Annotated in this window: 17 protein-coding genes and 6 tRNA genes; 6 read left to right on the top strand and 17 right to left on the bottom strand. The window is 60.4% G+C overall.

What is annotated here, in order from left to right:
* The first annotated feature begins 2 nt into the window (after positions 1 to 2).
* Entirely contained in the window at positions 3 to 1,073 is a 1,071-nt protein-coding gene (gene alr / locus NKT35_RS21945; RefSeq protein ID WP_254297292.1) for an alanine racemase, read from the top strand.
* An 84-nt stretch (positions 1,074 to 1,157) separates the two neighbouring features.
* On the opposite strand, the gene NKT35_RS24125 is transcribed toward alr, so the two are convergent.
* Entirely contained in the window at positions 1,158 to 2,477 is a 1,320-nt protein-coding gene (locus NKT35_RS24125; protein ID WP_305883444.1) for a methyl-accepting chemotaxis protein, read from the bottom strand.
* A 205-nt stretch (positions 2,478 to 2,682) separates the two neighbouring features.
* Between NKT35_RS24125 and NKT35_RS21930 the strand changes: the two genes are divergently transcribed.
* The 3 genes from NKT35_RS21930 to NKT35_RS21920 all read left to right on the top strand — a co-directional run bounded on the left by NKT35_RS21930 (position 2,683) and on the right by NKT35_RS21920 (position 9,921).
* A complete protein-coding gene (locus NKT35_RS21930) occupies positions 2,683 to 4,338 on the top strand; it encodes a ShlB/FhaC/HecB family hemolysin secretion/activation protein (protein ID WP_254297290.1) in 1,656 nt (551 codons plus the stop codon).
* A 160-nt stretch (positions 4,339 to 4,498) separates the two neighbouring features.
* Positions 4,499 to 9,397: a hemagglutinin repeat-containing protein gene (locus NKT35_RS21925; RefSeq protein ID WP_254297288.1), complete on the top strand. Its 4,899-nt coding sequence runs from the start codon at positions 4,499 to 4,501 to the stop codon at positions 9,395 to 9,397.
* A gap of 104 nt (positions 9,398 to 9,501) precedes the next feature.
* Positions 9,502 to 9,921, top strand: a complete 420-nt coding sequence (locus NKT35_RS21920; protein WP_254297286.1) for a response regulator — start codon at positions 9,502 to 9,504, stop codon at positions 9,919 to 9,921.
* Between the two features lie 78 nt (positions 9,922 to 9,999).
* Here the strand turns inward: NKT35_RS21920 and NKT35_RS21915 are convergent, their stop codons facing one another.
* Entirely contained in the window at positions 10,000 to 10,839 is an 840-nt protein-coding gene (locus NKT35_RS21915) for a pirin family protein (RefSeq protein WP_254297284.1), read from the bottom strand.
* A gap of 100 nt (positions 10,840 to 10,939) precedes the next feature.
* On the opposite strand from NKT35_RS21915, the gene NKT35_RS21910 reads away from it, so the two are divergent.
* Positions 10,940 to 11,851: a LysR family transcriptional regulator gene (locus NKT35_RS21910; protein WP_254297282.1), complete on the top strand. Its 912-nt coding sequence runs from the start codon at positions 10,940 to 10,942 to the stop codon at positions 11,849 to 11,851.
* Here the strand turns inward: NKT35_RS21910 and NKT35_RS21905 are convergent.
* The 7 genes from NKT35_RS21905 to NKT35_RS21875 all read right to left on the bottom strand — a co-directional run bounded on the left by NKT35_RS21905 (position 11,845) and on the right by NKT35_RS21875 (position 15,721).
* On the bottom strand, positions 11,845 to 12,519 hold the full coding sequence (locus NKT35_RS21905; protein ID WP_254297280.1) for a GntR family transcriptional regulator: 675 nt from the start codon (positions 12,517 to 12,519) through the stop codon (positions 11,845 to 11,847). The genes NKT35_RS21910 and NKT35_RS21905 overlap by 7 nt on opposite strands.
* Positions 12,520 to 12,688: 169 nt before the next feature.
* Positions 12,689 to 12,764: transfer RNA gene (locus NKT35_RS21900), tRNA-His, on the bottom strand.
* Positions 12,765 to 12,812: 48 nt separating this feature from the next.
* Positions 12,813 to 12,888 (bottom strand) — tRNA-His (locus tag NKT35_RS21895).
* Positions 12,889 to 13,168: 280 nt separating this feature from the next.
* Complete coding sequence (locus tag NKT35_RS21890; RefSeq protein ID WP_254297278.1) at positions 13,169 to 13,954, bottom strand: helix-turn-helix domain-containing protein; 786 nt, start codon at positions 13,952 to 13,954, stop codon at positions 13,169 to 13,171.
* Between the two features lie 42 nt (positions 13,955 to 13,996).
* Entirely contained in the window at positions 13,997 to 14,677 is a 681-nt protein-coding gene (locus tag NKT35_RS21885) for a queuosine precursor transporter (RefSeq protein WP_254297276.1), read from the bottom strand.
* Positions 14,655 to 14,942, bottom strand: coding sequence for a hypothetical protein (locus tag NKT35_RS21880; protein WP_254297274.1), 288 nt, complete (start codon positions 14,940 to 14,942; stop codon positions 14,655 to 14,657). The genes NKT35_RS21885 and NKT35_RS21880 overlap by 23 nt, the downstream gene beginning before the upstream one ends.
* Positions 14,939 to 15,721, bottom strand: a complete 783-nt coding sequence (locus NKT35_RS21875) for a methyltransferase domain-containing protein (protein WP_254297272.1) — start codon at positions 15,719 to 15,721, stop codon at positions 14,939 to 14,941. Before NKT35_RS21875 ends, NKT35_RS21880 begins: the two co-directional genes overlap by 4 nt.
* 660 nt (positions 15,722 to 16,381) lie before the next feature.
* Between NKT35_RS21875 and NKT35_RS21870 the strand changes: the two genes are divergently transcribed.
* A complete protein-coding gene (locus tag NKT35_RS21870) occupies positions 16,382 to 16,663 on the top strand; it encodes a hypothetical protein (protein WP_254297269.1) in 282 nt (93 codons plus the stop codon).
* Between the two features lie 387 nt (positions 16,664 to 17,050).
* Here NKT35_RS21870 and NKT35_RS21865 read toward each other — a convergent pair.
* From NKT35_RS21865 to NKT35_RS21830, 8 genes are all read right to left on the bottom strand, one after another.
* Positions 17,051 to 17,126, bottom strand: a tRNA-His gene (locus NKT35_RS21865).
* A 96-nt stretch (positions 17,127 to 17,222) separates the two neighbouring features.
* Positions 17,223 to 18,110, bottom strand: a complete 888-nt coding sequence (locus NKT35_RS21860; RefSeq protein ID WP_254297267.1) for a DUF4434 domain-containing protein — start codon at positions 18,108 to 18,110, stop codon at positions 17,223 to 17,225.
* Positions 18,107 to 20,740, bottom strand: a complete 2,634-nt coding sequence (locus NKT35_RS21855; RefSeq protein WP_254297265.1) for an NfrA family protein — start codon at positions 20,738 to 20,740, stop codon at positions 18,107 to 18,109. Before NKT35_RS21855 ends, NKT35_RS21860 begins: the two co-directional genes overlap by 4 nt.
* A complete protein-coding gene (nfrB, locus tag NKT35_RS21850) occupies positions 20,737 to 22,947 on the bottom strand; it encodes a cyclic di-3',5'-guanylate-activated glycosyltransferase NfrB (protein ID WP_254297263.1) in 2,211 nt (736 codons plus the stop codon). Before nfrB ends, NKT35_RS21855 begins: the two co-directional genes overlap by 4 nt.
* The gene (wecB, locus tag NKT35_RS21845; RefSeq protein ID WP_254297261.1) at positions 22,944 to 24,050 is read right to left on the bottom strand and encodes a non-hydrolyzing UDP-N-acetylglucosamine 2-epimerase; all 1,107 of its coding nucleotides are present in this window, start codon (positions 24,048 to 24,050) and stop codon (positions 22,944 to 22,946) included. Before wecB ends, nfrB begins: the two co-directional genes overlap by 4 nt.
* A gap of 207 nt (positions 24,051 to 24,257) precedes the next feature.
* Positions 24,258 to 24,333: transfer RNA gene (locus NKT35_RS21840), tRNA-His, on the bottom strand.
* Positions 24,334 to 24,354: 21 nt separating this feature from the next.
* A tRNA-Arg gene (locus NKT35_RS21835) sits at positions 24,355 to 24,431 on the bottom strand.
* A 21-nt stretch (positions 24,432 to 24,452) separates the two neighbouring features.
* Positions 24,453 to 24,529 (bottom strand) — tRNA-Pro (locus NKT35_RS21830).
* Positions 24,530 to 24,547: the final 18 nt, after the last annotated feature.

The following is a 24,547-nucleotide window of genomic DNA, read 5'->3' as shown; positions in this document are numbered from 1 at the left end:
CGATGCGCCCTCTGATCGCGACAATCAAGCTGGACAATCTGCGGCATAACTACGAGCTGGCCCGCGCCGCCCACGGCGATAAAACGCTGGCGGTGCTGAAGGCCAACGCCTATGGCCATGGCGCGGTTCGCTGCGCCCAGGCCTTGGCCGACATCGCCGACGGCTTCGCGGTAGCGTGCCTGGAAGAGGCGCAACAGTTGCGCGCCGCCGGCATCGCCAAGCCCATTTTGCTGCTGGAAGGGGTGTTCGAAGCCGAAGAGCTGCAGCTTGTGGATGAGCTGGACTTGTGGATGGCGGTGGCCAGCGAGCGGCAATTGGCCATGGTGGAGACGGCGCAGCCGTCCAAACCCTTCAATATCTGGCTGATGATGGACTCCGGCATGCACCGCGAGGGCTTCCTGCCGCAGGACTATCAGGCGGCCTGGCGCCGGTTGGAAGCCAGCGGCAAGGCGGGCAAGATCACCAAGATGACCCACTTCGCCCGCGCCGACGAGCCGGATGTGCCGATGACTTTCTCGCAGCTGGAGATGTTTGACGCCGCCACGCGCGGCTTGCCGGCGGGAGACGAGTCGGTCGCCAATTCGGCGGGCATTCTGTGCCACCCCCGCGCGCAGCGCAATTGGGGGCGGGTCGGCATCGCGCTGTATGGCGTGACGCCGCTGTCGGCCGGTTTCGAGCAAGACAAGGCTTTGCGTCCGGTGATGCGTTTCTCCAGCAAGGTGTTCGGGGTGCGCGAGCTGGGCATAGGCGAGCCGATAGGCTATGGCGACAATTTCATCACCCACAGACCGACTCGCGTCGGCCTGGTGGCATGCGGCTATGCCGACGGCTATCCGCGGCTGGCGTCCAGCGGCAGCCCGGCGCTGATAGATGGAAAGCGTTCCCAGCTGATCGGCCGGGTGTCTATGGATATGCTGACGGTGGATCTGACCGATCTGCCGGAGGCGGGCATGGGCAGCGAAGTGGAGCTGTGGGGCGAGGCGGTATCGGTCAACGAAGTGGCGGCGAATGCCGGCACCATTGGCTATGAGCCGCTGTGCAACGTCAAGCGGGCGCACTTCGTCTACGTTTGATCCCTGCGCGGCAGGTTGAAGCATGCGACAAGCCCGGCGAATCTTCGCCGGGCTTGTCGCTTTTCCATGCGGAGCGGCGGTTGCTCAGCTGCGTTGCACCACCAGTTTTTCCACCCGTTGCGTCGCGTCGCGGGTGCGTTCGGCCAGCTTGCGCACCTCATCGGCCACCACCGCGAAGCCGCGGCCTGTTTCGCCGGCGCGGGCGGCTTCGATGGCGGCGTTCAGCGCCAAGAGATTGGTTTGATCGGCGATGGACTGGATGGTGCTGACGATGGCGGCGATTTCGCTGAGGCTTTTCTCCAGCTGCTGCCGCTGTTGGCTTTCGCTGTTCAGCGCTTCGGAGCGTTTTTCCGCGTCGATGTCTATCAGCGCGCCCACTACGCGCAGCGGCGAGCCGTCCGGTTTGCGTTTGGTCTGGCCGCGGGCGCGGAACCAGTGGTATTCGCCGTTCTTGCATTGCAGCCGGTATTCCAGGTCGTAGACGGTTTGGCCGCTGCGGTCGTTCAAGTGGGCGGAAAACGCGTCCAGCACGCGCTGCTTGTCTTCCGCGTGCAGCCGGCTGGACCAGCTCTCCAGCACATTGGGGAAATCGTGCTCGCTGTCGAAGCCCAGCAGCCTGCGGAATTGCGGCGACCACCAGAAGGCGTTGTTGCCGCTGACCGGATTGACCGGGTCCACCTCCATGTCCCACAGGCCTTCCGCCATCATGGCGCTGCCCAGTTCGAAGCGGGTCATCGCCCGTTCCAGCTGCAAGTTTTGCTGTCTTTGCTCGGTGATGTCGGCCAGCGAGCCCGCTACGCGCATCGGCACGCCCTTGTCGTTGCGCAGCGTGGCGCCGCGGGCGCGGAACCAGCGGTAGTCGCCGCTTTTGCATTGCAGGCGGTAATCAATGTCGTAGGGCGTCATGCCGCTGCGATCATTCAGGTGGGAAGCGAAGGCCTCCAGCACGCGGGGTTTGTCGTCCGGATGCAGGCGTCCGGCCCAACTGCCCAGCACATTGGGGAAATCGCGCTCGTCGGAAAAACCCAGCAGCGCGCGGAAGGTTTGCGACCACCAGAACACATTGTCCGGATTGACCGGGTCGCCGGCGATCACCGACATGTCCCACAAGCCTTCGCTGGCTGCGCGGTTGACCAGGTCGAAACGGACATTCAGTTGATCCAGCAGGGTTTCGGCGCGCCGCAGCTGGTCTTGCAATTGGTTGAGGTTGCGGTCAGACGCCTGTTTTTCGCTATCGGCCTGCGAAAGCTGCCGGTCCTGATGCTCCCATGCCCGCGACAGCTTTTCGCCCAGCGCGCGCCAGCGCTCATTGCCCTGGATCCGCCATTGGGCGGATTCGCCGCGCAGCGCGGCCTCGGCTGCGTTTTCCAGTTGGTTGATCATCTTGTCGCCGGCAAACCACATGGGAGCGCTCCAGTTAAATGTGAAAACACTCTATAAGCATAGTGGCGGGATAGGGGCATGAAATATGTATAAATACGTGGCCGGCATGGCGGCGCGACGCAGACCGCGCATGGGGACGGGTGTTTTTAGCTGATTGATTTTAAAAAATAGGTTAATTTGTTAGGTTTTATGTATTGCGGCGGAGTGCGGGGGTATGGGGAGGTCGATGTTGCTGCTGGGGGCGGCACTGGTCTGCGCCAAGCCGGTTGCGGCGGCGCCGGATAGGCCGCTGGATGACGGCGGCGATGCCAGACGTTTGATGCAGGATAATAGCCGGCGTTTCGATGACTTGATTCTCCAGCAGAAAATGCGGCAGATGGACGGCGGCAGATCGCCTGCCGCGCAAACGTCGCCGGCGATGACGGGTCAAGATGGATGTTTGCCCATCCGCGGCGTTCGTTTGGCAGGCATCGCATTGCTGAGTCAGGACGAGGTCCGCGCGATTGGCCTGCCGCAAGGCCAGTGCATGGAGCTGAGCGATCTTAACCGCTTCAGCCGCGCCCTGACGGCCAAGTATGTGGAGAAAGGCTATATCGCCGCGCGGGTTCATGCGGAGGGGCCGGACGCCGATGGCGTGCTGACCTTGCGCGTGGTGGAGGGGCGGGTGGCGGAAGTCCGTAGCGACGATGCGGGCTTGAGGACGGCCAATCTGTTTCCCGGCCTCATCGGGCAGCCGCTGAATGTGCATGATCTGGACCAGGGTTTGGATCAGGCTAACCGCCTGCGCTCCAATCGCGTCACTGTGGATGTGCTGCCGGGCGCGGCGGCCGGCGATTCCATCCTGCAATTGCATAATCTGCCGCAAAGCCGGATATCCGGCGCGCTGTCGCTGGACAATACCGGGCGCGAATCGACCGGCCGCATGCAGGCGGGCGCCTCTTTGGGCATCGATAACGCGCTGGGCTGGTCCGATTTTTTCAATCTGTCGGCGCAATCCACGACTGAAAACCCTGCGGTCCGCCACAGCCGCAGCGAATCCTTGTTTTTCTCCTTGCCTTACGGCTATTGGACGATGAGCTTGATGGCCAGCCGCGCCGACTATCTGAACCCTTTGCAGCTGCCGTCCTCCAGTGTGCAGTTGTCCGGCAATACCTCGCAAACCGGCATGCGGCTGGACCGCGTGCTCTCCCGGGATCAGGGGCAGATCCTCAGCGCCGAGCTGCAATTGACGCAAAAGCGGGTGCGCAATTATTTCCAGGATGTGCAGCTGGGCATCAGCAGCCCCAATCTCACGGTGCTGGAGGCAGGGTTGTCGCAGATGAGAGTGTTGCCCGCGGGTCTGCTGCAATGGGAGGCCGAGGTGCAGCGCGGCACGCGCTGGCTGGGCGCGGACGCGCCGGATGCGCGGCAGCCCGGCGCGCCGACGCCGCAATTCACCAAGTGGAAGCTGGGGCTCAACCTGTATCAGACGCTGGCGCTGCCCGGCGGGCCCTATCAATGGCAAAGCAGCCTCAACGGGCAGGGCAGCCGGAACCCGCTGCCGGGCGTGGAAAAGCTGGACCCGGCCGACGCCAGCGCGGTGAGGGGGTTTCGCAATAACAGCCTGGCGGGCGACACCGGCTGGTATTGGCGCAATACCTTGTCCCGGCGCTGGCAGTTCGGCGGCTGGACGCTCGCGCCGAGATTGGGGCTGGATGGCGGCCGGGTGTTGCAGAGCGATAGCCGGGAAGCTTGGCTGGACATCGCCGGCGCGACGGCGGGCGCGACGTTCTCCATGCGGGGCTTCACGCTGGACCTGGATTACAGCCGGCCCTTGTACAAGCCGGCGGCCTGGCCGGCGGAGGGGCACATCCTGCTCGCGCGTTTTAGCTGGCAGTGGTGAAAGATTTGTCGCGTAAATCCGACGAAACAAAATGACACAGCTTTGTAAATCTGTATTTCAATTGATTTGATTTAAAAAAGACTTTAGATTGCAAACCAAACACTTGTTTTATTGATGCGCCGGCGTGGGTGCGCAGGTGATTGGGTAACGAGGGGTACAAATGAGAACAACAAAATTCGGCTTGTCGGCCAGCGGCAAGATCGCCGCGGCCTTGACTTTGGCTTTCGTGTTGGCGGAATCGGCTTTGGCTGCGGGCATCACCGCGGCCGGCGGCGCAGGCGCGCAACCGCAGGTTTCCACCGCGGGCAACGGCGCCCAGGTGGTCAACATCGTCGCGCCGAGCGCGGCGGGCGTATCGCACAATCAATATCAGGATTTCAACGTCAATCAGCCGGGCGCGGTGTTCAACAATGCCCTGCAAGCCGGCCAATCTGTGCTGGCGGGCCAGCTCGGCGCCAACGGCCAGCTGAACGGCGTGGCCGCCAGCGTGATTCTCAATGAAGTGGTCAGCCGCAATCCCTCCTTGCTGCTGGGCAAGCAGGAAGTGTTCGGCAAGGCCGCCGATTATGTGCTGGCCAACCCCAACGGCATCGCTTGCAATGGCTGCGGCTTCATCAACATCCCGCGCGCTTCGCTGGTTGTCGGCAACGCCAATTTGCAGAACGGCGCCATCGCCTCCCTGCAAGCCGCCAATAACGGCAACGCGCTGAGCGTGGCCGGCTCCGGCGCGTCCGGCGTCCAGGTGCTGGACTTGATCGCGCCCAAGCTGGACATCCGCGGCGCGGTGACGGCGGACAACGCCATCCGCGTCCGCGCCGGCTTCAATACCGTCGATTACGCCAGCGGCCAGATCACGGCGACCGCGGCGGCTCCGCAGGGTGTCGGCAATCTGGACAGCTATTTCCTCGGCGCGATGCAGGCCGGTCGCATCAATATCGTCAGCACTGCGGCCGGGGCCGGGGTGAACGTAGGCGGCAACTTAGCCGGCGGCGACGAGTTGACGGTCAACTCTGCCGGCGCGCTGGCGGTGCAGGCCGCCAAGCTGAACGGCAAGCAGCTGGCGCTGAGCGGCGCGAGCGTGGACATCAGCGGCCGGGTGGACAGCGAAACCGGCAAGGACAGCAAGCACGACGAGAGCTGGTTCATCTGGAAAACCGGCGAAAGCAATAGCAGCTCCAGCAAGACCGACGCCAGCGTCAAGCGCGCGTCCTTGCAGGGCGACGCCGTATCGGTGACCGCCAGCGGCAACGCCCACGTCGGCGCCGCCGACATCCAGGGCCAGGATGTGACGGTCAAAGCCGCCAGCGTGAATCTGGATGGCCAGTTGGCGGAAAGCAAAACCAGCAGCAGCGACCACGCCTGGAAAAATTCCTGGGCCTTCAATCAAGACAAGAACGCCGCCACCCAAGAGCAATCGGTGGCGCGGATCAAGGCCGGCCACGATGCCGCCATCGCCAGCACTGGCGGGGATATCGCCATCGCCGGCGCCAGCGTGCAGGCGGGCAATCAGATCAAGCTGGACGCGGTTGGCCAGGTAAAGCTGTCCGCCCTGACCGAAACCGACAGCAGCAGCGATGTCGGCAATCGCAAGAACGACGGCGCGGCGCTGGAGACCGGCAGCTGGAACAATAGCAGCAGCCAGCAACGGCTGGTTCAGGCGCAACTGCGCGCCGACGGCGCGCTGGGCATCACCGCCAGCGGCGACATCGATGCCAAGGCGGCGATTCTGAAATCCGGCGGCGACACGATTTTGTCCGCCCAGGGCAAGACCACGCTGGCTGCCCAGTCCAGCGCCAACAGCAGCAGCACCCAAAACGGCAAGACCTATTGGGGCGGCATAGGCGGCGGCGGCAACCAGAACAATAGCAGCAACGCCACGGTCAACACCGGCAGCGCGGTCAATGCCGGCGGCAAGCTGTTCATCAACGGCGACCAAGGCGTGGCGATCAACGGCAGCCAGGCCAAGGGCGCGCAAGGCGCGTACGGCATGGCCAAGTCCGGCGGCATCGTGATCGACAGCGCGCTGGATCTGAGCCAGACCCGCACCGATCAGCGCACCGGCACCGCCTTCAACATCACCAGCAGCTCCAGCAAGGGCAGCACCAGCCAGCAGACCGCGGTGGGTTCGGCGCTGAAGTCCGACGCCGATCTACAGCTGATTTCCGCTGGTGATGTGGCGATCACCGGAAGCCTGGTCAAGGCCGCCCAAGCGCTGAACATCCAGGCGGTGGGCGATATCAAGGCCACCAGCCAGGCGGCGGAAACGCATAATCAATCGCAGGATACGCAGCTGGCCTGGCGCGGCGTCGGCGCCGAGACGGGTGACAAGCAGTACCGCGGCGGGGTGCGTCTGGAGCATACCAGCGCCACTCAACAGCTGGACCAGACCGGCCAGACCGGTTCGCAATTGTCGGGCGGCAGCGTCAAGCTGGCGGCGGGCAATGATCTGACCTTGTCCGGCTCCAAGCTGGAAAGCGCCGGCGACGCCAGCCTGAACGGCCGGAGCGTCAGCCTGAACTCGGTGCAGAACAGCAGCCATAACGATAGCTCCACCACCGTCAGCGGCGGCGGCCTGTATCTGACCGGCGGCCTGGACAAGAGCGGCGCCGGCCTGGAGTTCGGCCAGAACAGCAGCCGCACGGTGGCGGATGGCAGCACGGCGCAAGTTTCCGAAGTGAAGACCGGCGGCAAGCTGGACATCACCGCCGGCAACGGCATGGGCGCGGTGCAGAACCAGGGCAGCCAGATCAAGTCCGGCGGCGCGGTGACGATCGCCGCGGGCGACGTCGACAACCAGGCGGCGGTCAACCAGCAGTCCACCCAGCAGACCTCCAGCCATTGGGGCGTGGATGTGGGCGTCAATGTCGATTACAGCGGCATCACCCGTCCCATCGTCAACGCCGGAAGCAGCGTGGCCAAGGGCGACGTGGCGGGCGCGGCCGGCCAGGCGGCCAATCTTGGCGCGGCCAACCTCGGCGTGGACATCAGCGCGACCGGCGGCAGCGCGCAGTCGCAAAGCCAGAGCAGCACGGCGCAGGCCACCAGCATTGCCGGTTCGTCCATCAATGTGGCCGCGAGCGGCGCCTTGAAGGATCAGGCGACGCAATACCAGGCCACGCAAGGCCAGGTGAATATCAGCGCCGACAGCCATCAGATGACGGCGGCGGCCAATACCCAAAGCCAGAGCAGCCAGGCCAGCGAAGGCGGCGCCACCGTGCGCGTCTACACCACCACCGGCGAAGACGTGAACGTCAAGGGCAGCGGCCAGGGCAGCTATAGCAGCAGCCAGAGCGCGTCCAGCAATGCCGTAACCGGCTCGATCCAGTCCGTCAGCGGCGTCAGCGTCCAGGTGAACAACGACGCGAGCTACCAGGGCGTGGCCATCAATGGCGGCAGCGGCCAGGCGGCCATCCAAGCCGGCGGCAAGCTGGCGCTGACCCAGGCCGACAATACCAGCAGCAGCCAGCAACGCACCGTGGGCGGCTCGGCGGGCCTGAGCATCAGCACCAGCCCGATAGACGGCGGCAACAAGCTGGGCGGCAGCGGCAATCTGGCGGTGAACAGCCAGCAAAGCCAAACCGCCAGCAGCCAGGCAGTGACCGGTTCGGTGCAGTCGGCAGGCGGCATCGCCTTGAGCTCGGGCAATGGCCTGACCGTGCAGGGCGGCAGCCTGAGCAGCGGCGGCGACGTCAAACTGCAATCTGACGGCAAGATCAGCCTGCAGGCGGCTACCGGCAGCGACAGCAAGACCGGAAGCAGCTGGGGCTTCAACGTCAATGCCGGCGGCAGCAACAGCAACGGCAAGGACGCTTCGTCCAAGGGCTTTAATGTAGGCGGCGGCGTGCAGCTGTCCAGCCAGAACGACAGCAGCGCCACTCAGGCTGGCGCGCAGCTGACCAGCGGCGGCGCGCTGAGCGTCAATGCCGGCGGGACCGGCAACAACGCCATTGCGCTGCAAGGCAGCCAGCTTGCCGGCAAAACGGTGAATCTGACGGCGGACAACGGCGGCATCAGCCTGCAATCGGCGCAGAACAGCAGCCAGAAGAATGATTGGAGCGCCAATGCCAATCTGGGCGGCGGCAGCGACAACAAGGTGGCCAAGGAAAACGGCCAGCCCAAGGCTGACGGCGCCACCAAGACCTACCAGGCGAATGGCGGCTTCAACGTCAAGGTGGACCAGCAAGACAAGCTGATCAACGCCAACGCGACGGTGAAGGGCGAGCAAGTCAACGTCAAGGCCGACGGCCAGCTGACCTTGGCGGGCGGCAATATCGCCGGTGGCAAGGTGGATGGCAGCGTGGGCGGCAATGTGGTGGTGCAAAGCCAGCAAGACCGCAATAACAGCACCCATGTGGAGCTTGGCCTGAACGTCAACAGCTCCAACGCCAAGGATCCCAGCCTGGTGGATCAGGCGGCCAATCTGACTGGCCCGCTGTCCGGCAAGGTGAAGGACAAGGCGACCGAGGCCGTCAATACCGTGGCCGACAAGGTGGAAGACAAGTACAACAGCTTCGCCTTCAAGAACGGCCTGAAGGAAGACACCACCCAGCCGGTGGCTTTCAGCAAGGACGCCAACGGCGGCAGCGTGACGCTGCCGGAGAAGCCGACCAGCGGCGAGGCCAAGTCCGGCGCGGTCGACAGCGTCTTGCGCAAGGGCGGCAATACCCTGAAAGACAAGCTGCTGAACCCGCAGGACAAGGGCACCCAGGTATCGGGCGTGATCGACGTCAGCGTCAAGACTGACAATAGCGTGGGCAGCGTCAGCGCCATCAGCGGCGACCAAGGCGTCAACCTGGCGGTGGGCGGCAAGGCCGAACTGACCGGCGGCCAGATCAAATCCAGCGCCGGCAAGGTGAGCCTGGGCGATGCCAAGGTGGAAAGCAGCGACATCCAGACCAATAGCTACACCGGCGCCGGCGGCGTCAAGGTGGATGGCACGCCGGCGGCGATCATCCAGCAGGCGGTCAAGGACGTCACTTCCGGCAAGGCGCCGCTGATTCACGCCGAGCGCGATAATCAGCCGCAGACAGTGGCGGGCGGCATCCAGTCTGGAAGTTGATAGTCCAAGCATGCGGGGAGCCGCGCGCTTTCCGCGTGGTAAGCTATACTGAAGCAAATAACGGTGGCGACATGGTTCGCCGCCGTTTTCACATGGGAGTGTTTATGACAATGGAGCAGGCGGCTACCATCCTGCTGGTGGAGGACAACCCGCTCAACCGCTCCTTGCTTGAACAGATGCTGGAATGGCTGGAGTTGAAGGCGGATCAGGCTGAGGATGGGCAGCAGGCTGTGGAGATGGCTTTGCATGCCGATTACCGTCTGATCCTGATGGATGTGCAGATGCCGGTGATGAATGGCTTGGAGGCGACTTACCAGATCCGCCATAGCGATCTGAAGCGCCAGCCGCGCATCGTGGCGATGACGGCGAACGCCTTTGTCGAAGACAAGCAGCGCTGTTTGGAGGCGGGCATGGACGGCATGCTGGTGAAACCGTTCAGGCTCGACGATTTGCGTCATGTGCTGGATAGCTGTCTGATGGATGACGAGCCGCAGGCCGGAGAGGGGCCTGCGCGGGCGGAGTAGCCGGCCTCGAAGCCACAATATGAAAAAACGCCGCGTTTCCCCAATGGAGCGCGGCGTTTTTCATGGTCGGCGAAGGCGTCAGAGCCGGCCGTCGCGATAGTCTGCCAGCGTGGCTTCGATTTCCTCGCGAGTGTTCATCACAAACGGTCCCCATTGCGCGATCGGTTCGTTCAGCGGTTTGGCCGCCAAAGCCAACAGCTTGGCGCCAGTTTCGCCGGCGGCGATGGCCACGCCTTCTCCCGCATTGCCCAGCACCGCCAGCTGTCTGGAGTGGATGGCTGAGCTGGCGACGCTGGCCTCGCCATGATACAGGTACAGAAAGGCATGGTGGCCGGCAGGCAGCGGCAGCCACAAACGGCCGCCGGCCGGCAGCGCGGTATCCAGATAAAGGGGCTGCGTCGCCTCGCGCTCCACCGGGCCGACGCGGCCGTCGAATCGGCCGGCCAGCAGCTTGAGGGTGTTGCCGTCTTCGTCCCTCCATTGCGGGATGGCGTTCGCCTGGATGTCCTGATAAGCCGGCGTGGTCATCTTGTCCTTGGCCGGCAGATTGATCCATAGCTGGAAACCATGCATCAGGCCGTCCTCTTGCTCCGGCAGCTCGGAATGGACGATGCCGCGGCCCGCTGTCATCCATTGCATGCCGCCGGGCCCGAGCAGCCCTTCGTTGCCGGCGTTGTCGCGGTGGCGCATGCGGCCGTCCAGCATATAGGTCACGGTTTCGAAGCCGCGGTGCGGGTGGCTGGGGAAGCCGGCGATATAGTCGTCCGGGTTGTCGGAGCGGAATTCGTCCAGCATCAGGAAAGGGTCCAGCCGGCGTTGCAGCGGCTGGGTCAGCACCCGCAGCAGGCGCACGCCCGCGCCATCCGATACTTCCTTGCCTGTGACGATTTGCTCCACTTTGCGGCTGATGGCGCTCATGGCTTGCTCCTGCTTGCGGTTGCGATGCCTGTATTTTCACAGTGAAAAATCGGATGGAAAAGCGCAAAATATAGCGCTTATTGATCTAATTATTAGATATATGAGAGCGCCGAAAACCACTTTGGAGCAATGGCAGGTGTTGCAAGCCATTGTCGAAACCGGCGGCTTCGCCCAGGCCGCCGAACAGTTGCACCGCAGCCAGTCATCGGTGAGTTATGCGGTGGCGAGGCTGCAAGAGCAATTGGGCGTGGCTTTATTGCGGCCGGAAGGCCGGCGCATGCGCTTGACTGTCGAAGGCGAGGCGCTGTTGCGCGAGGCCGGCGACCTGCTGCGGCAGGCGCAAAGGCTGGAGGAGAGGGCGGTGGGCCTGTCGCAAGGCTGGGAGCCGGTTCTGCGCGCCGCTTTGGACAGCCTGCTGCCGGCGGAGGTCATGCTGGAGGCTTGCGCCGATTTCGCCGGGCATTGCCGCGAAACGCGGCTGCAATTGCACGAGGTGGTGATGTCCGGCGCCGACGATATGCTGCATGCCGGCGAGGCGGACCTGGCGGTGGCGGGGAGGCTGCCGCAAGGCTTTTTGGGCGATTGGCTGCTGGATGCCGAGTTTGTCGCCTGCGCGGCGCCTTCCCACTCTTTGCATCGCCTGGGAGGGGTTTTGGACGAATCGCATCTGCGCGCCGAAGTGCAGGTGGTGTTGCGCGATTCCGGCAGCCGCCAGCCGCGCGACGAGGGCTGGCTGGGCGCGCACCAACGCTGGACGGTGTCGCAGCCGGAAACCGGCATCGCCATGGTGGAGGCGGGGCTGGCTTTCGGCTGGCTGGCGCGGCATCGCATAGGTAGCGCTTTGCGCGATGGCCGGCTCAAACCGTTGCCGCTGAAAAACGGCGCGCTGCGCAAGGCCTCGCTGCATCTGGTGCTGGCGGACGAGGCGGCGGGGCCGGCCTGCCGCTATTTCGCCGATGCGCTGCGCCGCGCGGCGGCGCGTTGGCGGCAGCGGGCCGCCATGCCTCAGTGATTGGCCTGTTGGCCTTTCAGATAGCTTTCCAGCGCGTGGCCTGCGGACAGGATGTGGAAGCGCAGGAATTCGGCGGCCTCTTCGGCCTTGCCCTGGCGGCACAGCTCCAGCAGCCGGGTGTGCTCCTCATGGGCGCGCTCCATGGTGCGGGTGAACAGGATCTGCATCCGGGTATAGCGGTCGGTTTTGTTGTGCAGCTGTTCGATCAGCGCCAGCGTGTTGGGGCGGCGAGCGGCGCGATACAGCGCCAAGTGGAAGCGGGAGTTGATTTCGCCCCAGTGGCGGACATCATTGTTGTTGAGCGCGGTTTCAAACTCGCGCAGGGTTTGCTCGGCCGCGTCGTGGTCGGCCGCAGTCTGACAGGGGATGGCGGCTTTCAGCAGCGAGCCTTCCAGCATGGCGCGCACTTCCAGCAACTCCAGAATGTCTTCCAGCGACAGCTTGGACACCAGGGCGCCCTTGTGGTCGATGATCTGGATCAGTCCTTCCGCTTCAAGCTGGCGCAGCGCCTCGCGCACCGGCACCCGGCTGACGCCGTATTCATTGGACAAGGCTTCCTGGCGCAGCTGCTGCCCATCGGCAAACTCGCCGGACAGGATGCGGCGGCGCAGGGATTCGGTTACGGCACTGGTAAGCGTCTGGCGCTTGATCGGCTGCAGGGTGGTCATGGTGGGTTCTTGTCTGTCAGTCAATCGGATACATGCAAATGTATTCGATTATTACGGAGCTGGGCGCGGCAGGCAAGCAGCAAAATTGTACATTCTTGTCGCGATTTTATAAGAAATAGTGTGCGGAATGCGCAAAGCCCGGCGCAAGGCCGGGCTTTGTCGAATGGAATGGGGTGGATGATGGGACTCGAACCCACGACAACCGGAATCACAATCCGGGACTCTACCAACTGAGCTACATCCACCGCCGAAACGGTTTGGATCTCGGCTAGGCCGCTATCCTGCAAATTGTCTGGGGTGGATGATGGGACTCGAACCCACGACAACCGGAATCACAATCCGGGACTCTACCAACTGAGCTACATCCACCGCCGTTGCTGACCGGTGTCGATCAGCGAGGGGCGAAGTATATGAGAACATCGGCAGGCGCGCAAGCATTTTTGTGAATCGCGCGCCGCAGCCTTTTTTAGGGGCCATTTTAATATCAGCAGCCGAAAGCTTGTGATGTGGTTTGGCTTGTTCGGGTCTGTCGGCGCTTGATGGGGAGATGGGCGGGTGGAGGGGCAAGGCTTGGTGTCGGGAGCGGGTCATGACTGCTTGTTTGGCAAATGCCAAGCTCATCGGATTTCGCTTGCCGTTGCCGCGTCATTTACAGTGATGAAAGTTTTAACTCGACAACTTTCCCAATAATTTCAACACTATCTAGTTTGAATGTATTTGAGTTTGAAATGGAGAATAGATTTCCATTTTTAAGTATGAAAAAATCAGCCTCTGTGCCACAGGCTATCGCGACTAAATAGTCATTTTCTTGCGCTTTTTCGGAGCAATCTACGATTGCCGTCGCTCCTTTTTTGAAGTGCGGAAAGTAGGCATCGCCATCAATGTGAATGGCCATGAATTTGGCGTGCATTGGGGGCGTGTGATTGCGTGGATGCGCCGGAAAGCGCGGTTTGCTTAAGATGTTTAATTCAGAAGAATTGATAAATAAAAACCTATCGGCTTCATCTTTTTTTCTTGTGGGTGGAATCTCATCAAGCCCCTTGAGTTGTGAAACAGTTAATCCGAAGTAATTTGCAATTCCGTATAAAGTTTTTGAGTAGGGTTTGCTCTTGTTTACGCCGTTTAGGATTCTTTCAATGCCATTTTGAGCCACGCCAGATTTGACGCTCAGCTCGTGCGAGCTAAGGATCTGGTGTGATCTCATCAGGTCTAGTAGATTTTCTCTTAATTTCTCAACATCAAAGGCCTGATCGGTATATTCTAAATCTTCGTATGTAATGATGTCACTTCTGTCAATGCCAAGGTGCAGACAGATGGAGTCTATTGTTTTGTAATCAGGTTTTGAGGTGTGTCCATTAATAATCTTTGAAAGGGTGGATTTTGCCAGCCCAATTTTCTCGCTTAAGGAGATGATGGAGACACCATTGGATTGCATGATGTTTTCTAGCGCATTTCGTTTTATTTTAAACATTTTAATTTACGCTTGCGGGTTGAAGTTTTCATACCTGATTGGTTGATAGGTTTCGTGTTTTTTAAGTAAATAAACGGCAAGATACGTTAGCGGTAGGCAGAAGGCTTCGTACAGTAATTTTATGACATATTGCGATAAGATGATGGTCATCATTTGCGAAGATGGGAGTGTGCCGAAGAAGTAAATCGAAACCCATACTACGCTAAACAATAGTTCACCTAAGGCGGTGCTGCCAAATGCGCGAACCCAGAGATGCTTACCGTTTGTATATGTTTTCCATTTGGCCATCAGCTTGCAATTAAATGTGTCAGCCACCAGTGACGCGCTAAAGAAAGCGACAAAAATCAGAAGGGAAGTGCCTAGAGAGGACTGGAAGGCAGCATCTTTCTCTGGAGTGATGCTGGTTTTAAAAGATAAGATCAGCGTGATTAATAACGCAAAAGTACCTTGGCAGATTAAGTTGAACCAAATCAGTCTTTTGGCATTCTTGTACCCGTAAAACTCAGTAACAATGTCCAGCAGAAAAAATGTAGCGGGGAAGGCGATGATGCCGCCTGGAAGAATGATATTCAAGCCGAATACTTCGGCTGGTATTATGCGGCCGGCCATGATGTTTGATGTGGTATTTAGTGTAACCAATAGCATGCCTATAAATGCGTAATACTTAGGAGATTGTTGGCTTTCCATATCTACTCATCCTTTGTTTTTCAATGGATTCGCCCGCAAATCTTCCAATTTCGGCGCAGTCTTTTTTGCTAAATCCATTCATTAAAAAATCATTTCGATATATTTCAAGTGCGGTTTGCGCCAGGGCTACCCGCTTTCCTGTTTGTATGTAATTAATGATGTAGTTATTTTCTTCTGGCGCATACCTCACGCTATCCACCTTGAATCGACTCCCATAATTTATTTCAAAAAGTGTGTGAAATAATATTGAGAGAATTTTTTTCATGGTTTTCTTGCAAGGATGTAAGTGCGTGGAATGGTGAGGGTCACTTCGCTACTGCTTGAGGCCTGCTTTTCAATTCCAGAACGAATGACGCTCCAGAACTCCCTGATGTAATGATCGGTCAATTGTTTGCCATATGCTTTCTGATCAAGTAACGGCGTGGCTGTGCCTGATTTGAAAACATCTAAAGCCTCATCAATGCTGACTTTTGTTCTATATGAGATTTCTTCACTATGAAATATCTCGAATCCGGCGGCTTGTATAAGACTTTCATATTCATACTGTTCCAGCTGATTGGTTGGCATTTTGAAGCTGGAGAAGATATCCTCAGTGACTGCGTTGTGATGCAAGTTATTGATGGCTATGCTGAATTCGGGCGTGACGATGGTTTGCGCTTGCAATGCATATACGCCATTCTGATTTAGAAGATTATAAAATCTTTTAAATGTGCCAAGTAGATCTTTAAAGTAATAAGTAACTGAATTGGTCGTTATCAAAGAGAATGACTTTTCTGATGCGTACTCTTCGCCGTTTGCAATGCTGAATTTTATAAATGGACGCAACTCCAATGCTGTTTTGATCATTTTCTCAGCAATATCAATGCCTTCCACGTGCGTGGTTTTCTTGTGCAGCAGTTCGGTGAAGTAGCCTGTTCCACACCCGACATCTAATACGGTATCGCCGTCATTGATGAAGGTGAGCAGGGATGCCAAGTGTTCCGCTGCTCGCCGTTGAGAGGTTGAGATTCGCTCGTAAACAGAGGCTTTTTCATTGAAATCCATAATGTCTTAAGGGCTAATTTGTAAAATTCAGATATTGATAATGCCATATTTTTATCGGAGGGCACACAGGTTTCTGACTTTCCTGCCTGAGTTGCAAGAGAAATAAAATGATGGTGATGTGAAAATCTTACAGCTTGAGAAACAAATTATTGACATTGGCAACAAAATTGTTAGGATTTCGTGGGGAGTCAGTCATTGGCTTGATTCGTAATATATTCATTAGTAATGAATTGATTAAAATAAATCCTGCTTTTTGGGTGGGGAGCTCGTGGCGGTGGTTAATCGGTCAGAATGTGGCTTGGTTTCTGTTTGCGCATGAAATTCATGTTTTTTTAATTTTTAATACGCTCTGGTATTCAATTTTTTGGATGGTGGATTCGATAGTGAGGTAGAGCATTTTATGCCTACCGCTTGTTTTTCAGTGAGACAATCAAAATTTGAAACTAGGAGGTCGCGTCGATTAATTTTGAAGCGCGGTGCTTTTATGGGGCAGGAACGTAGTTTGCTTGTTTTTTGTTTTCTACACTAAATACTCACACCTTCCTATTCACTTATTTGAAAATATTCATCATGAGATCAGGAAAATATACAAGTAGAAGCCCGGCTTGCGAGCGATTGCTGTCATTTAAGAATATCTTTGCCAAAATCGTTGGCGACCACGTGTCCTCCCTGTCTGATGAAGAGTTTACGGAATTTGAATTGTGCTCGCAGCCGCATGAAAATATTTCTGATTTGGTTCTGGTTGATGAAGTTTCGATTAGCGATATGCTTTCTTCTCCCTACTATCGTACAAAATTGAATGTGATTGGTTATATTGATCACAAACCTGTCATTTATTACAACGAGGCGGGCATTTATCAATGGAGTGATACGCTTGATAAGGAGTGCTTGACATATTGGATAAGCTATCCGAACTCGCCACCGGGTTGGGAGATCAAGTAGTGTTGCGAGCTTGATTTGAAAATTTTCGAGATGATCCCTGTCGGCACTGCACTCGCACTTTGCACAGTTCTCTTTCTTCAAAGGCTGGTGGATAGGCGGTTGATTGCAGTGGCGCGGCTGTGATGGATGTGAGAAAGCGGCGCTATAGCCGCAGTGGATTCAGGTTTGGAAAGGCGGGCTGCTGAGGAGGGGGGGGCTGTGCGGCAATGCGCGTTAGCCGGCGTTCCGGGTAATGAAATATAAGCGCGGAGCAGTTCGTGAAGCGATGCCCGGGATATAGGCCGGATCTTGTGAGGCGGGCTTGGGATCTTCGTATTTGAAGAATCGAGACGGGTCAATTCATAAAAGCAAAAAGCCCGATCAAGTCGGGCTTTTTGCTGAAATGCTTGGGGTGGATGATGGGACTCGAACCCACGACAACCGGAATCACAATCCGGGACTCTACCAACTGAGCTACATCCACCGCCGTTGCTGACCGGTTGCCGATCAGCGAGGAGGCGAAGTATATGAGAACATCAGTATCTGCGCAAGCATTTTTTGCGAATTGCGTGCCGGACATTCAAAGCGGCAGTTTTTCGCCCACGCCGGGCAGGTAGCGCAGGGAAAACCATAGCTGATTGAGGTTTGGGCAAGGCGCTGCCGCCAGGCTGGCGGCGGCTTGCGCGGCTGGCGGCCGGGAAGGGGAAAACGCTTCGCCGTGTCCCTGGTCCAGGAACAGCTCATGCACGATGCCGGCGACGCGCGGCTGGCCGCAAGCAGCGAGGGCATCCAGATACAGCGCGCGCTCCGGCGCGCTCAGGCGGCTGGCCCCGGCGCCGTCCTGCAGCCAAACCTTGACGCCGCTGGCGGCGATGCCGTCCAGCAAGCGGCCAAAAGCGTCCGGCGCGGCATTGCCATTGAAAAAGGCGCTGATGTAGACCGGCCGCGGCAGCAAGGCGGACAAATCCTCGCGCGTTTGGCGCAAGTAGTCAGTCAGCAGCGCCTGCCTGTCCGTCTCGCGCCAATTGCGGTCATCCGCTTCGGCGGGCAAATACCAGCCTTGTATCGCCTCCACGCCCAGTTGATGCAGCAGGCCTGCGGCTTGGCTGGCGTCTTGCCGTCTCAGCGCTTGCAGATAAGGCGCCAGCGTTTCCTTGCCGGCCTGCTGTTTTTGGAAAAAATCCGGGTCCGCCGCCAGACCGACGATCTGCGCCAGTCCGGCGGCACGCGCTTCGCTCATCCGCGCCAGCAGCCAGCTCCGCTCTTCGCCATCGGCAAACGCCGCGCCATGGCGAGTCCATTGCCAGACCACGGCGTCGAAACCTTGCTGCCGCAAGGCATTGAAGATGCCGGGCCATTCGGACGCGGCCACGGCTTGGTCGCGCAATTGCGGCTGGTAGAAGACGGCGCGCATGGCCTGGGCGGGCAGGGCCAGCGCCAGCAGCAGAATCGCGATCCAGGTTTTCACCAGCGGCCTCCTATCGAGAAAATCACCGCATTGCCGGGCGAGTAGCTGCTATGCAGCGGGCGTTGGAACTCCATGCCGACGCTGACCTTGCTGGGATAGGCGTTGTAGCGGTCTTGTCCCTGCCATAGGTTCCAGCGCAGCCCCGCGCCCAGGCGCAGATCGTTGTAGTCGGCCGCGCCGGGTTCGCGACTGCCGCTGGCCTGCAGGTGGCTGTAGGGTTCCAGCGTTTGCCCTTCGGCGATCTTGGCGTGGTAGCTGAGGCGGTAGTCGGCGCTGAAGGCAGTGCGTTGCGCCTGCAGGTAGCGCGCCAGATCGAGATAGAGATTCTGCGCCAGCCAGCCTTGGCCGAGAGGATGCCAGTCGTCGCTGTAGCGGCCGGCGTTGAAGAAAGAGGCGCTGACGCGCAGCATCTGGTCAGAGCGTTGGCCGGCGGCGCCGCTTAATGGCGTTTGCTGCTCCGCCGCCAGATAGATCACCTGATCGCGCCAGGGCTTCCAGTTGAGGCCTGCGCCCAGCATGGGCGCATCCAGCGGCAAGGCCTGTTCGCTGGAGCCGGCGAACAGGCGAGCATAGGCCGACAGGGTGCGGCCATCGCGCGAGGCCGGGTCGCCCAGGCGGTAATCCAGCATCATCTGCGAATAGCCGCGGTAGGCCTGGCTGGCGTTGGCGCCGGAGGAGGGCGAGGGATTGCTGCCGCTCCAGGCGTCCAGGCTGAAGGTCCAGCGGCGGCTCAGTTCCTCGTGCAGCCGGCTCAGGGCGAAGCGCTGTTCCGTTTCTTCATCGCCAGCCGGGGCGGGCCAGGCGTCTAGCGCTTGCTCGGCATAGCTCAGCGCCTGGCTGTTGTTTTGCAGCCGGGCGTGGACGAAAACCAGTTGGCGAGTCAAGGCCGGGTCGCCGGGGCGCAGCGTCGCGGCTCGCTCCAGGGCGCTTGCCGAGGCGGCGGCATGGCCCGTCTGCCATTCGGCATAGCCCAGCTGGCTGAGCAGTTCGGCGTCGTCCGGCGCGATCTGCGTGGCCTGGCGCAAGGTTTGCAAGGCTTCAGTGGCTTGGCCGCTTTGGTTTTGCAGCGAGGCCAGCCGCGCGTAATAGGCGGGCTGCGGATCGATGGCGGCGGCGCGCGAGATTTCGCGGATGGCCAGCGGCTGGTCGCCATGGCCGTCGGCCGCCAACAGGCCGCGCAGCCAGTGATAGGCCGCTTGATCGCTGTCGCGACTGGCGTCCAGCCAGATTTCAGCCTGAGGCCAATCGTGGGACTGCACGGCGCTGGCCGCGGCCGCCAGCCTGTCCTGGGCATTCATATCGTTCAGCAACACCCGCTTCCAGCCGGCCAGCGAGCTTGCATAGTCGCGGTTGGCATAGGCTTGGTAGGCCAGCGCCTTGTCAGCTTGTGCGCCGCCGTCTAGTTGGCTGGCCCGCGCATAGGCATGCTGGGCGAGCCCCGGCGCGTCTTGGCGGTAGCAGTCGCCGAGCAGCAGCCAGCTTTGCGCGCCGTAATGCGGGGAGCCGTCGCCCAGCACGGCGCGAATGGAGCGGCAATCATCCAACTGTTTCAGCAATAAGGCCTGCGCTTCGCGCAAGGCCGGCGTAGGCAGCGGCTGGGCCAGTTTGTCTCGCTGAGCCGGGTTGACGGTGGGCGGAATGACGGCGGCCAGGCGGTGCAGCAATCGCAGTTGAAGCGCCTCCTCTTGCCGGGCGAATGGGTAGCTTGCCAGCAGCAGGCGGGCGGCAGGCGCGCCGTAGCCGGCTTGCTCCAGGCGGAAGCTCAGCGAGTCCAGCAATGTGTCGCCATGGATCGCCAGCAGTTTGCCGGCCAGCGATTCGGCCTGGACGGGCTGGTTTTCGCGTAGGGCCAAATCGAAGCGTTCTGTTGGCAAAAATTGGCCGGGGAGGCGCCGGAGCGCTGCATCGGCCTCGTCCTGGCGGCCTTGTTGCCGCAGCAGCCGGTGCCACTGTTCCGCTTCCGCCGCGCCGAGACTGTCGTTCCGCGCCAGCCAGTCCAGTTGGGCGATGGCGAGCCGCGGCTGGTTTTGCGCGATGGCGCTTTGCGCTAGTTGGCGGCGCAGCGCGCGGCCGGGCTTGCTGGCGGCGAAGCCGGTTTGCGCCAGCAGCGATTCGACTTGGGAGAGCCGGCCGGCTTGCAAGGCGCGCATGCCTTGCTCGGCCAGGCAAAGCGGGTCTTTGCAGGGAGCGGCGGTTTCTGCGCTTGCAGGCGGAGGGCTGGCATTGTTATTGGCGGGAGTGGCCGATTGGGCGGGCTTGGAGGGGGGCTGCGTGTCGGCGGTCTGCAATCGATGCAGCGCTTCGGCGATGCGCTCGTCGCCGGGCGTGGCTTGGCGCTGCTTTTCCAAGAGCCGGCGGGCGTCTTGTTCGCGGCCTTGCCGGCGATAGGCATCCGCCAGGTACAGCGCGGTGCTGGGGCTGTTGGGGCCGAGTTTGCGGGCGCGTTCGAATTCTCTTGTCGCGGCTTGCCATTGACCCTGGCCTTGCAGTTCGAAAGCCTTGTTCAGGTGCGGGTAGATCAGAAAGCGCCGGTAGGCGCCGACTTCGCTTTGCAAATCGGCGGCGCGGTCGGCGCTGGCCAGCAAACTGTGGCAAGCCAGCGCCAGGGCCAATATCCATTTGGTTTTCATTCGGCCTCCACGGTTTGCGCCTGGCCTGCGATCAATTCGCCCATATCGGCCTGCAGTTCGCGCTGCAAACGTAGCGCCTGGTCCAGCGTGCTTTGGCTGACGATGCCGCTGGCCACCAGAAAGCCGCCGAGGCTTTGCTGGCCGTGCAGGTGGCGCAGCAGGATGGATTTGAGGGCGGCGGCGTCCAGATGTCCGAGGGCCATCAAGATCTCAACGAACAGCAACTGGCGGGATTCGTAATGCCGCCATAGTTTGACGCTCTGCCGCACCGTCAGCTTGCCTTCGGCGATGGCGCGGTTGAGCGCGTCGCGCGGGTCATCGCCTGAGACGCGCGCGTAGTGCAGGCGCAGCCCAATCGTCACTTGCCCCTTGGGCACGATGCAGTAGGCGACTGGCCGTTTGAGCCTGCGTCCCAGCGCGGCCAGCGACACCGGGTCGATATCGCTTTCGCTGGCCAGCAACAGCAGGCCGTTCTCCTCGCGCAGCGGCATTACGGCATAGTGCAGCGCCAGCGCGGCGGGCAGTTGCGCGATCAGCTGCGGCGGGAGGCGGTAAGCGTCTAGATGATCGCGCTCGACTCCGCTTTGCGCGGCCAGCGCGCGCGCCAGATCGTCGGCGCGCAACTTGTCGTGGTGCACCAGCCAGCTGCCCAGCCGTAGGCCTTGGCCCTGATGTTGCAGTGCTTCGTTCAGCGTCTCCGGACTGATCAAGCCCATTTCCAGCAGAATGCCGCCCAGCGGCCGGCGGGAGCGGTTGTCGCCGCCCACTGAGGGGAAATCGTGGCTGGTCTTGTCCCAGGCCACGCGGCGCGGGTCGCCTTGCTCGATGATTTGCCGCAGCGCGCGCCAGTTGGCCATGAAGTTGATGAAATTGCCCCAAAACAATCGGGGGATGGCCATCAGGCCTTGCGCCAGGCCGTAATAGCCGCTGACGAAAATCACCCGCTGCAGCATGCGGTTGGCCATCAGGCCCAGATTGATCAGCAGCAGGGTATGCAGCCACCAGTCGCCTTCGAAAATGGACAGGAAATGGTAGGCGTCGGGCCAGAAGGTCTGATAGGCCAGCAGGGCCAGCAATTGCAGCAGGATCAGCGAGGCGAGAAAACTGGTGAAATTGCTGATGGCGCCCTTGCGGTCGCGCCACAGGAAGTAATTGAGCCGGTGATTGCGGGTCCAGCGATGGGTTTTCGAGCCCTGGTAGACGATGCCGACGATCCAGCGCGACTTCTGGCGGATGGCCGCCTGCAGGGTGTCGGGGAAGTATTCGCGCACGCACACCACGCTGGCCTCGCGCCGGCTGCGGCCGAAGGCGGCGCGGCCGGCCTGGGTGTCTTTCATCACCGGGAAGCGGACGAAAATCTCGCTCATGCCGCGGGCCTTGAGCCGGAAGCCGATGTCGTAGTCCTCGGTCAGGCTCTGGATGTCGAAGGCGCGGCCATCGCCTTCTTGCAGCAACGCCAAGATGGCGCGGCGGCTGAAGCAGGTGCCGACGCCGGCGCTGGGCACCTGGCCGGCCAGCGCCTCGCGCACCGGCACGTCCTTGCCGTGCAGTTCCGCGAATTCATCCAGATAGTGCAGGCTGGTGAAGTTGGTCCAGCGCCGCTCCAGCGGGTAGACCGGCACCTGGATCAGGTCCTTGCGGCCAACCAGATAATTGAACAGCCGCAGCTCCATATCGCAGACCACATCCTCGGCGTCGTGCAGGATGAAGCCGGCGAAAGCCACGCCGGCGCGGCGCTCGAACTGGAAAATGGCGTCCAGCACATTGTTCAGGCAATCGGCTTTGCTGGTGGGGCCGGGGCGGGCGCACACCACTTTGTGGACATTGGGGAAGCGGGCGCAGACTTCGTCCACGTCGCGCTGGGTGTCCGGGTCGTTGGGGTAGGTGCCGACGAAAATATGGTAGTTCTCGTAATCCAGCGTGCGCGCGGCCAGCTCGGCCATATTGCCGATGACGCCGGTTTCATGCCAGGCCGGCACCATGATGGCCAGCGGCTTTTCCTCCGGCTGATACAGCGCCTGGTAGTCCAGCCTGTCGTGGCGGCGATAGATGGTGAGCGCGCGCCATAGACGGCGGCTCCAGTAGGCGAGATCGATCACCAGGTCGTCCAGGCCGCTGAGCAGCATGATGATCGCCAGGCCGATGGCGATCAGCTTCAGTCCAAATAAATAGGTCGAGAAAATATCCAGCCAGGGCAATTCCGTCATGCCACCTCCGGACAGGCAAGCAAAACCTGTTCCAGATGAGTGACGATGCGTTCGCAGGCGCGGCCGTCGCCAAAGGGGTTGCTGGCGGCTTGCATGGCGCGGTGCAGCTCGGGGTTGTCCCGCAGGCGCTGGAATTCAAACAGGATTCTTTCCCGCTGGGTCCCGGCGATGCGGGCGCAGCCGGCTTGCACCGCCTCGGGGCGCTCGGTTTCCTCTCTCAGCACCAGCAGGGGCGCGCCGAAAGTCGGCGCCTCCTCCTGCAAGCCGCCGGAATCGGTCATCACCAGCCAGGCGTCTGCCAGCGCTTGCTGCATGGCCAGATAGTTCAGCGGCTCGGTCAGCTTGATGTTGGGCAAATGGCCCAGCAGGCGATGAACCGGCGTTTTGACAGCCGGATTGGGATGGACCGGAAACAGGATGGGCAAATCGGGGTGGTTCGCGGCGATGTCGGCGATGGCGCCGCACAGGGTTTCGAGCTCGTGGCCCCAGTTTTCGCGGCGGTGCAGGGTGAGCAGCAGGTGGCCTTTGCCGTCTGCGCGCCGGCGGATGGCGTGGCGTTCGGCTATCCAGCGCTGCGCGTCCACTACGGTGTTGCCGGTGGCGACGATATCGCCGCTGTCGCCCAATTCAGCCATCAGATCGTGCTTGGCTTTCTCGGTGGGGGCGAAATGGAAACGGGCGATGCGGCTGATCATCTGGCGGATGCCTTCTTCGGGGAAGGGACGATCCAGCCTGTGGGTGCGCAAGCCGGCCTCGACGTGGGCGACCGGGATGTGGTGATAGAAACCGGCCAGCGCGCCGATGAAGGCGTCTTCGGTGTCGCCCTGGACGATGATCAGCGACCAGCGGCGTTGCATGATGGCTTCCAGTTGGGCGCGGAAGCCTTGGCTGAATTCGAACAGGCTTTCGCCCTGTCTTTGCAGCTGGATATCGGGGTGAATGGCAAAGCTGGACAGCATCTGGTTTGCCAGTTCGCCGTGCTGGCCGCTGTGCAGCCAGCAAGGGGCGGCCCAGTCGGTCTTTTGCAGCGCGTGGTAGAGCGGGGCGAGCTTGATGATGGCGGGGCGGGTGCCGCAGATGATGAGGATGTCCAGCTGTTGCAAAAGAGACTCCTAAATTAGCAAAAATTAATAAAAATTTACAATTAATTAAGAATTAAAACTTTCTTTAAAATAAGAGCAAAAAATAATCAGACAAAAATCCGCAACGGACGTTCCCAGGGCTGGGCGGCGTTGCTGATCGCATCTGAAGATTTTGAAAAGGCAAAAAGCCGAAAAGCACGAATCATCGTGCTTTTCGGCCTTGAATCTTGGGGTGGATGATGGGACTCGAACCCACGACAACCGGAATCACAATCCGGGACTCTACCAACTGAGCTACATCCACCACTGTTTTCGCAAGCTTGCTTGGTGCGCCCGACAGGAATCGAACCTGTAACCCCCGGCTTAGAAGGCCGGTGCTCTATCCGGTTGAGCTACGGGCGCTCTATCGGGCTTGCTTGTGTCTGGTCGGGGCGGCGGGATTCGAACTCGCGACCCCCTGATCCCAAATCAGGTGCGCTACCAGGCTGCGCTACGCCCCGAACAGAGAGCGCAACTTT

The organism is Chromobacterium sp. IIBBL 290-4 (assembly GCF_024207115.1).
In the GTDB taxonomy this organism is placed as follows: Bacteria; Pseudomonadota; Gammaproteobacteria; order Burkholderiales; family Chromobacteriaceae; genus Chromobacterium.
This window is presented reverse-complemented; position numbering and strand designations above follow the sequence as displayed.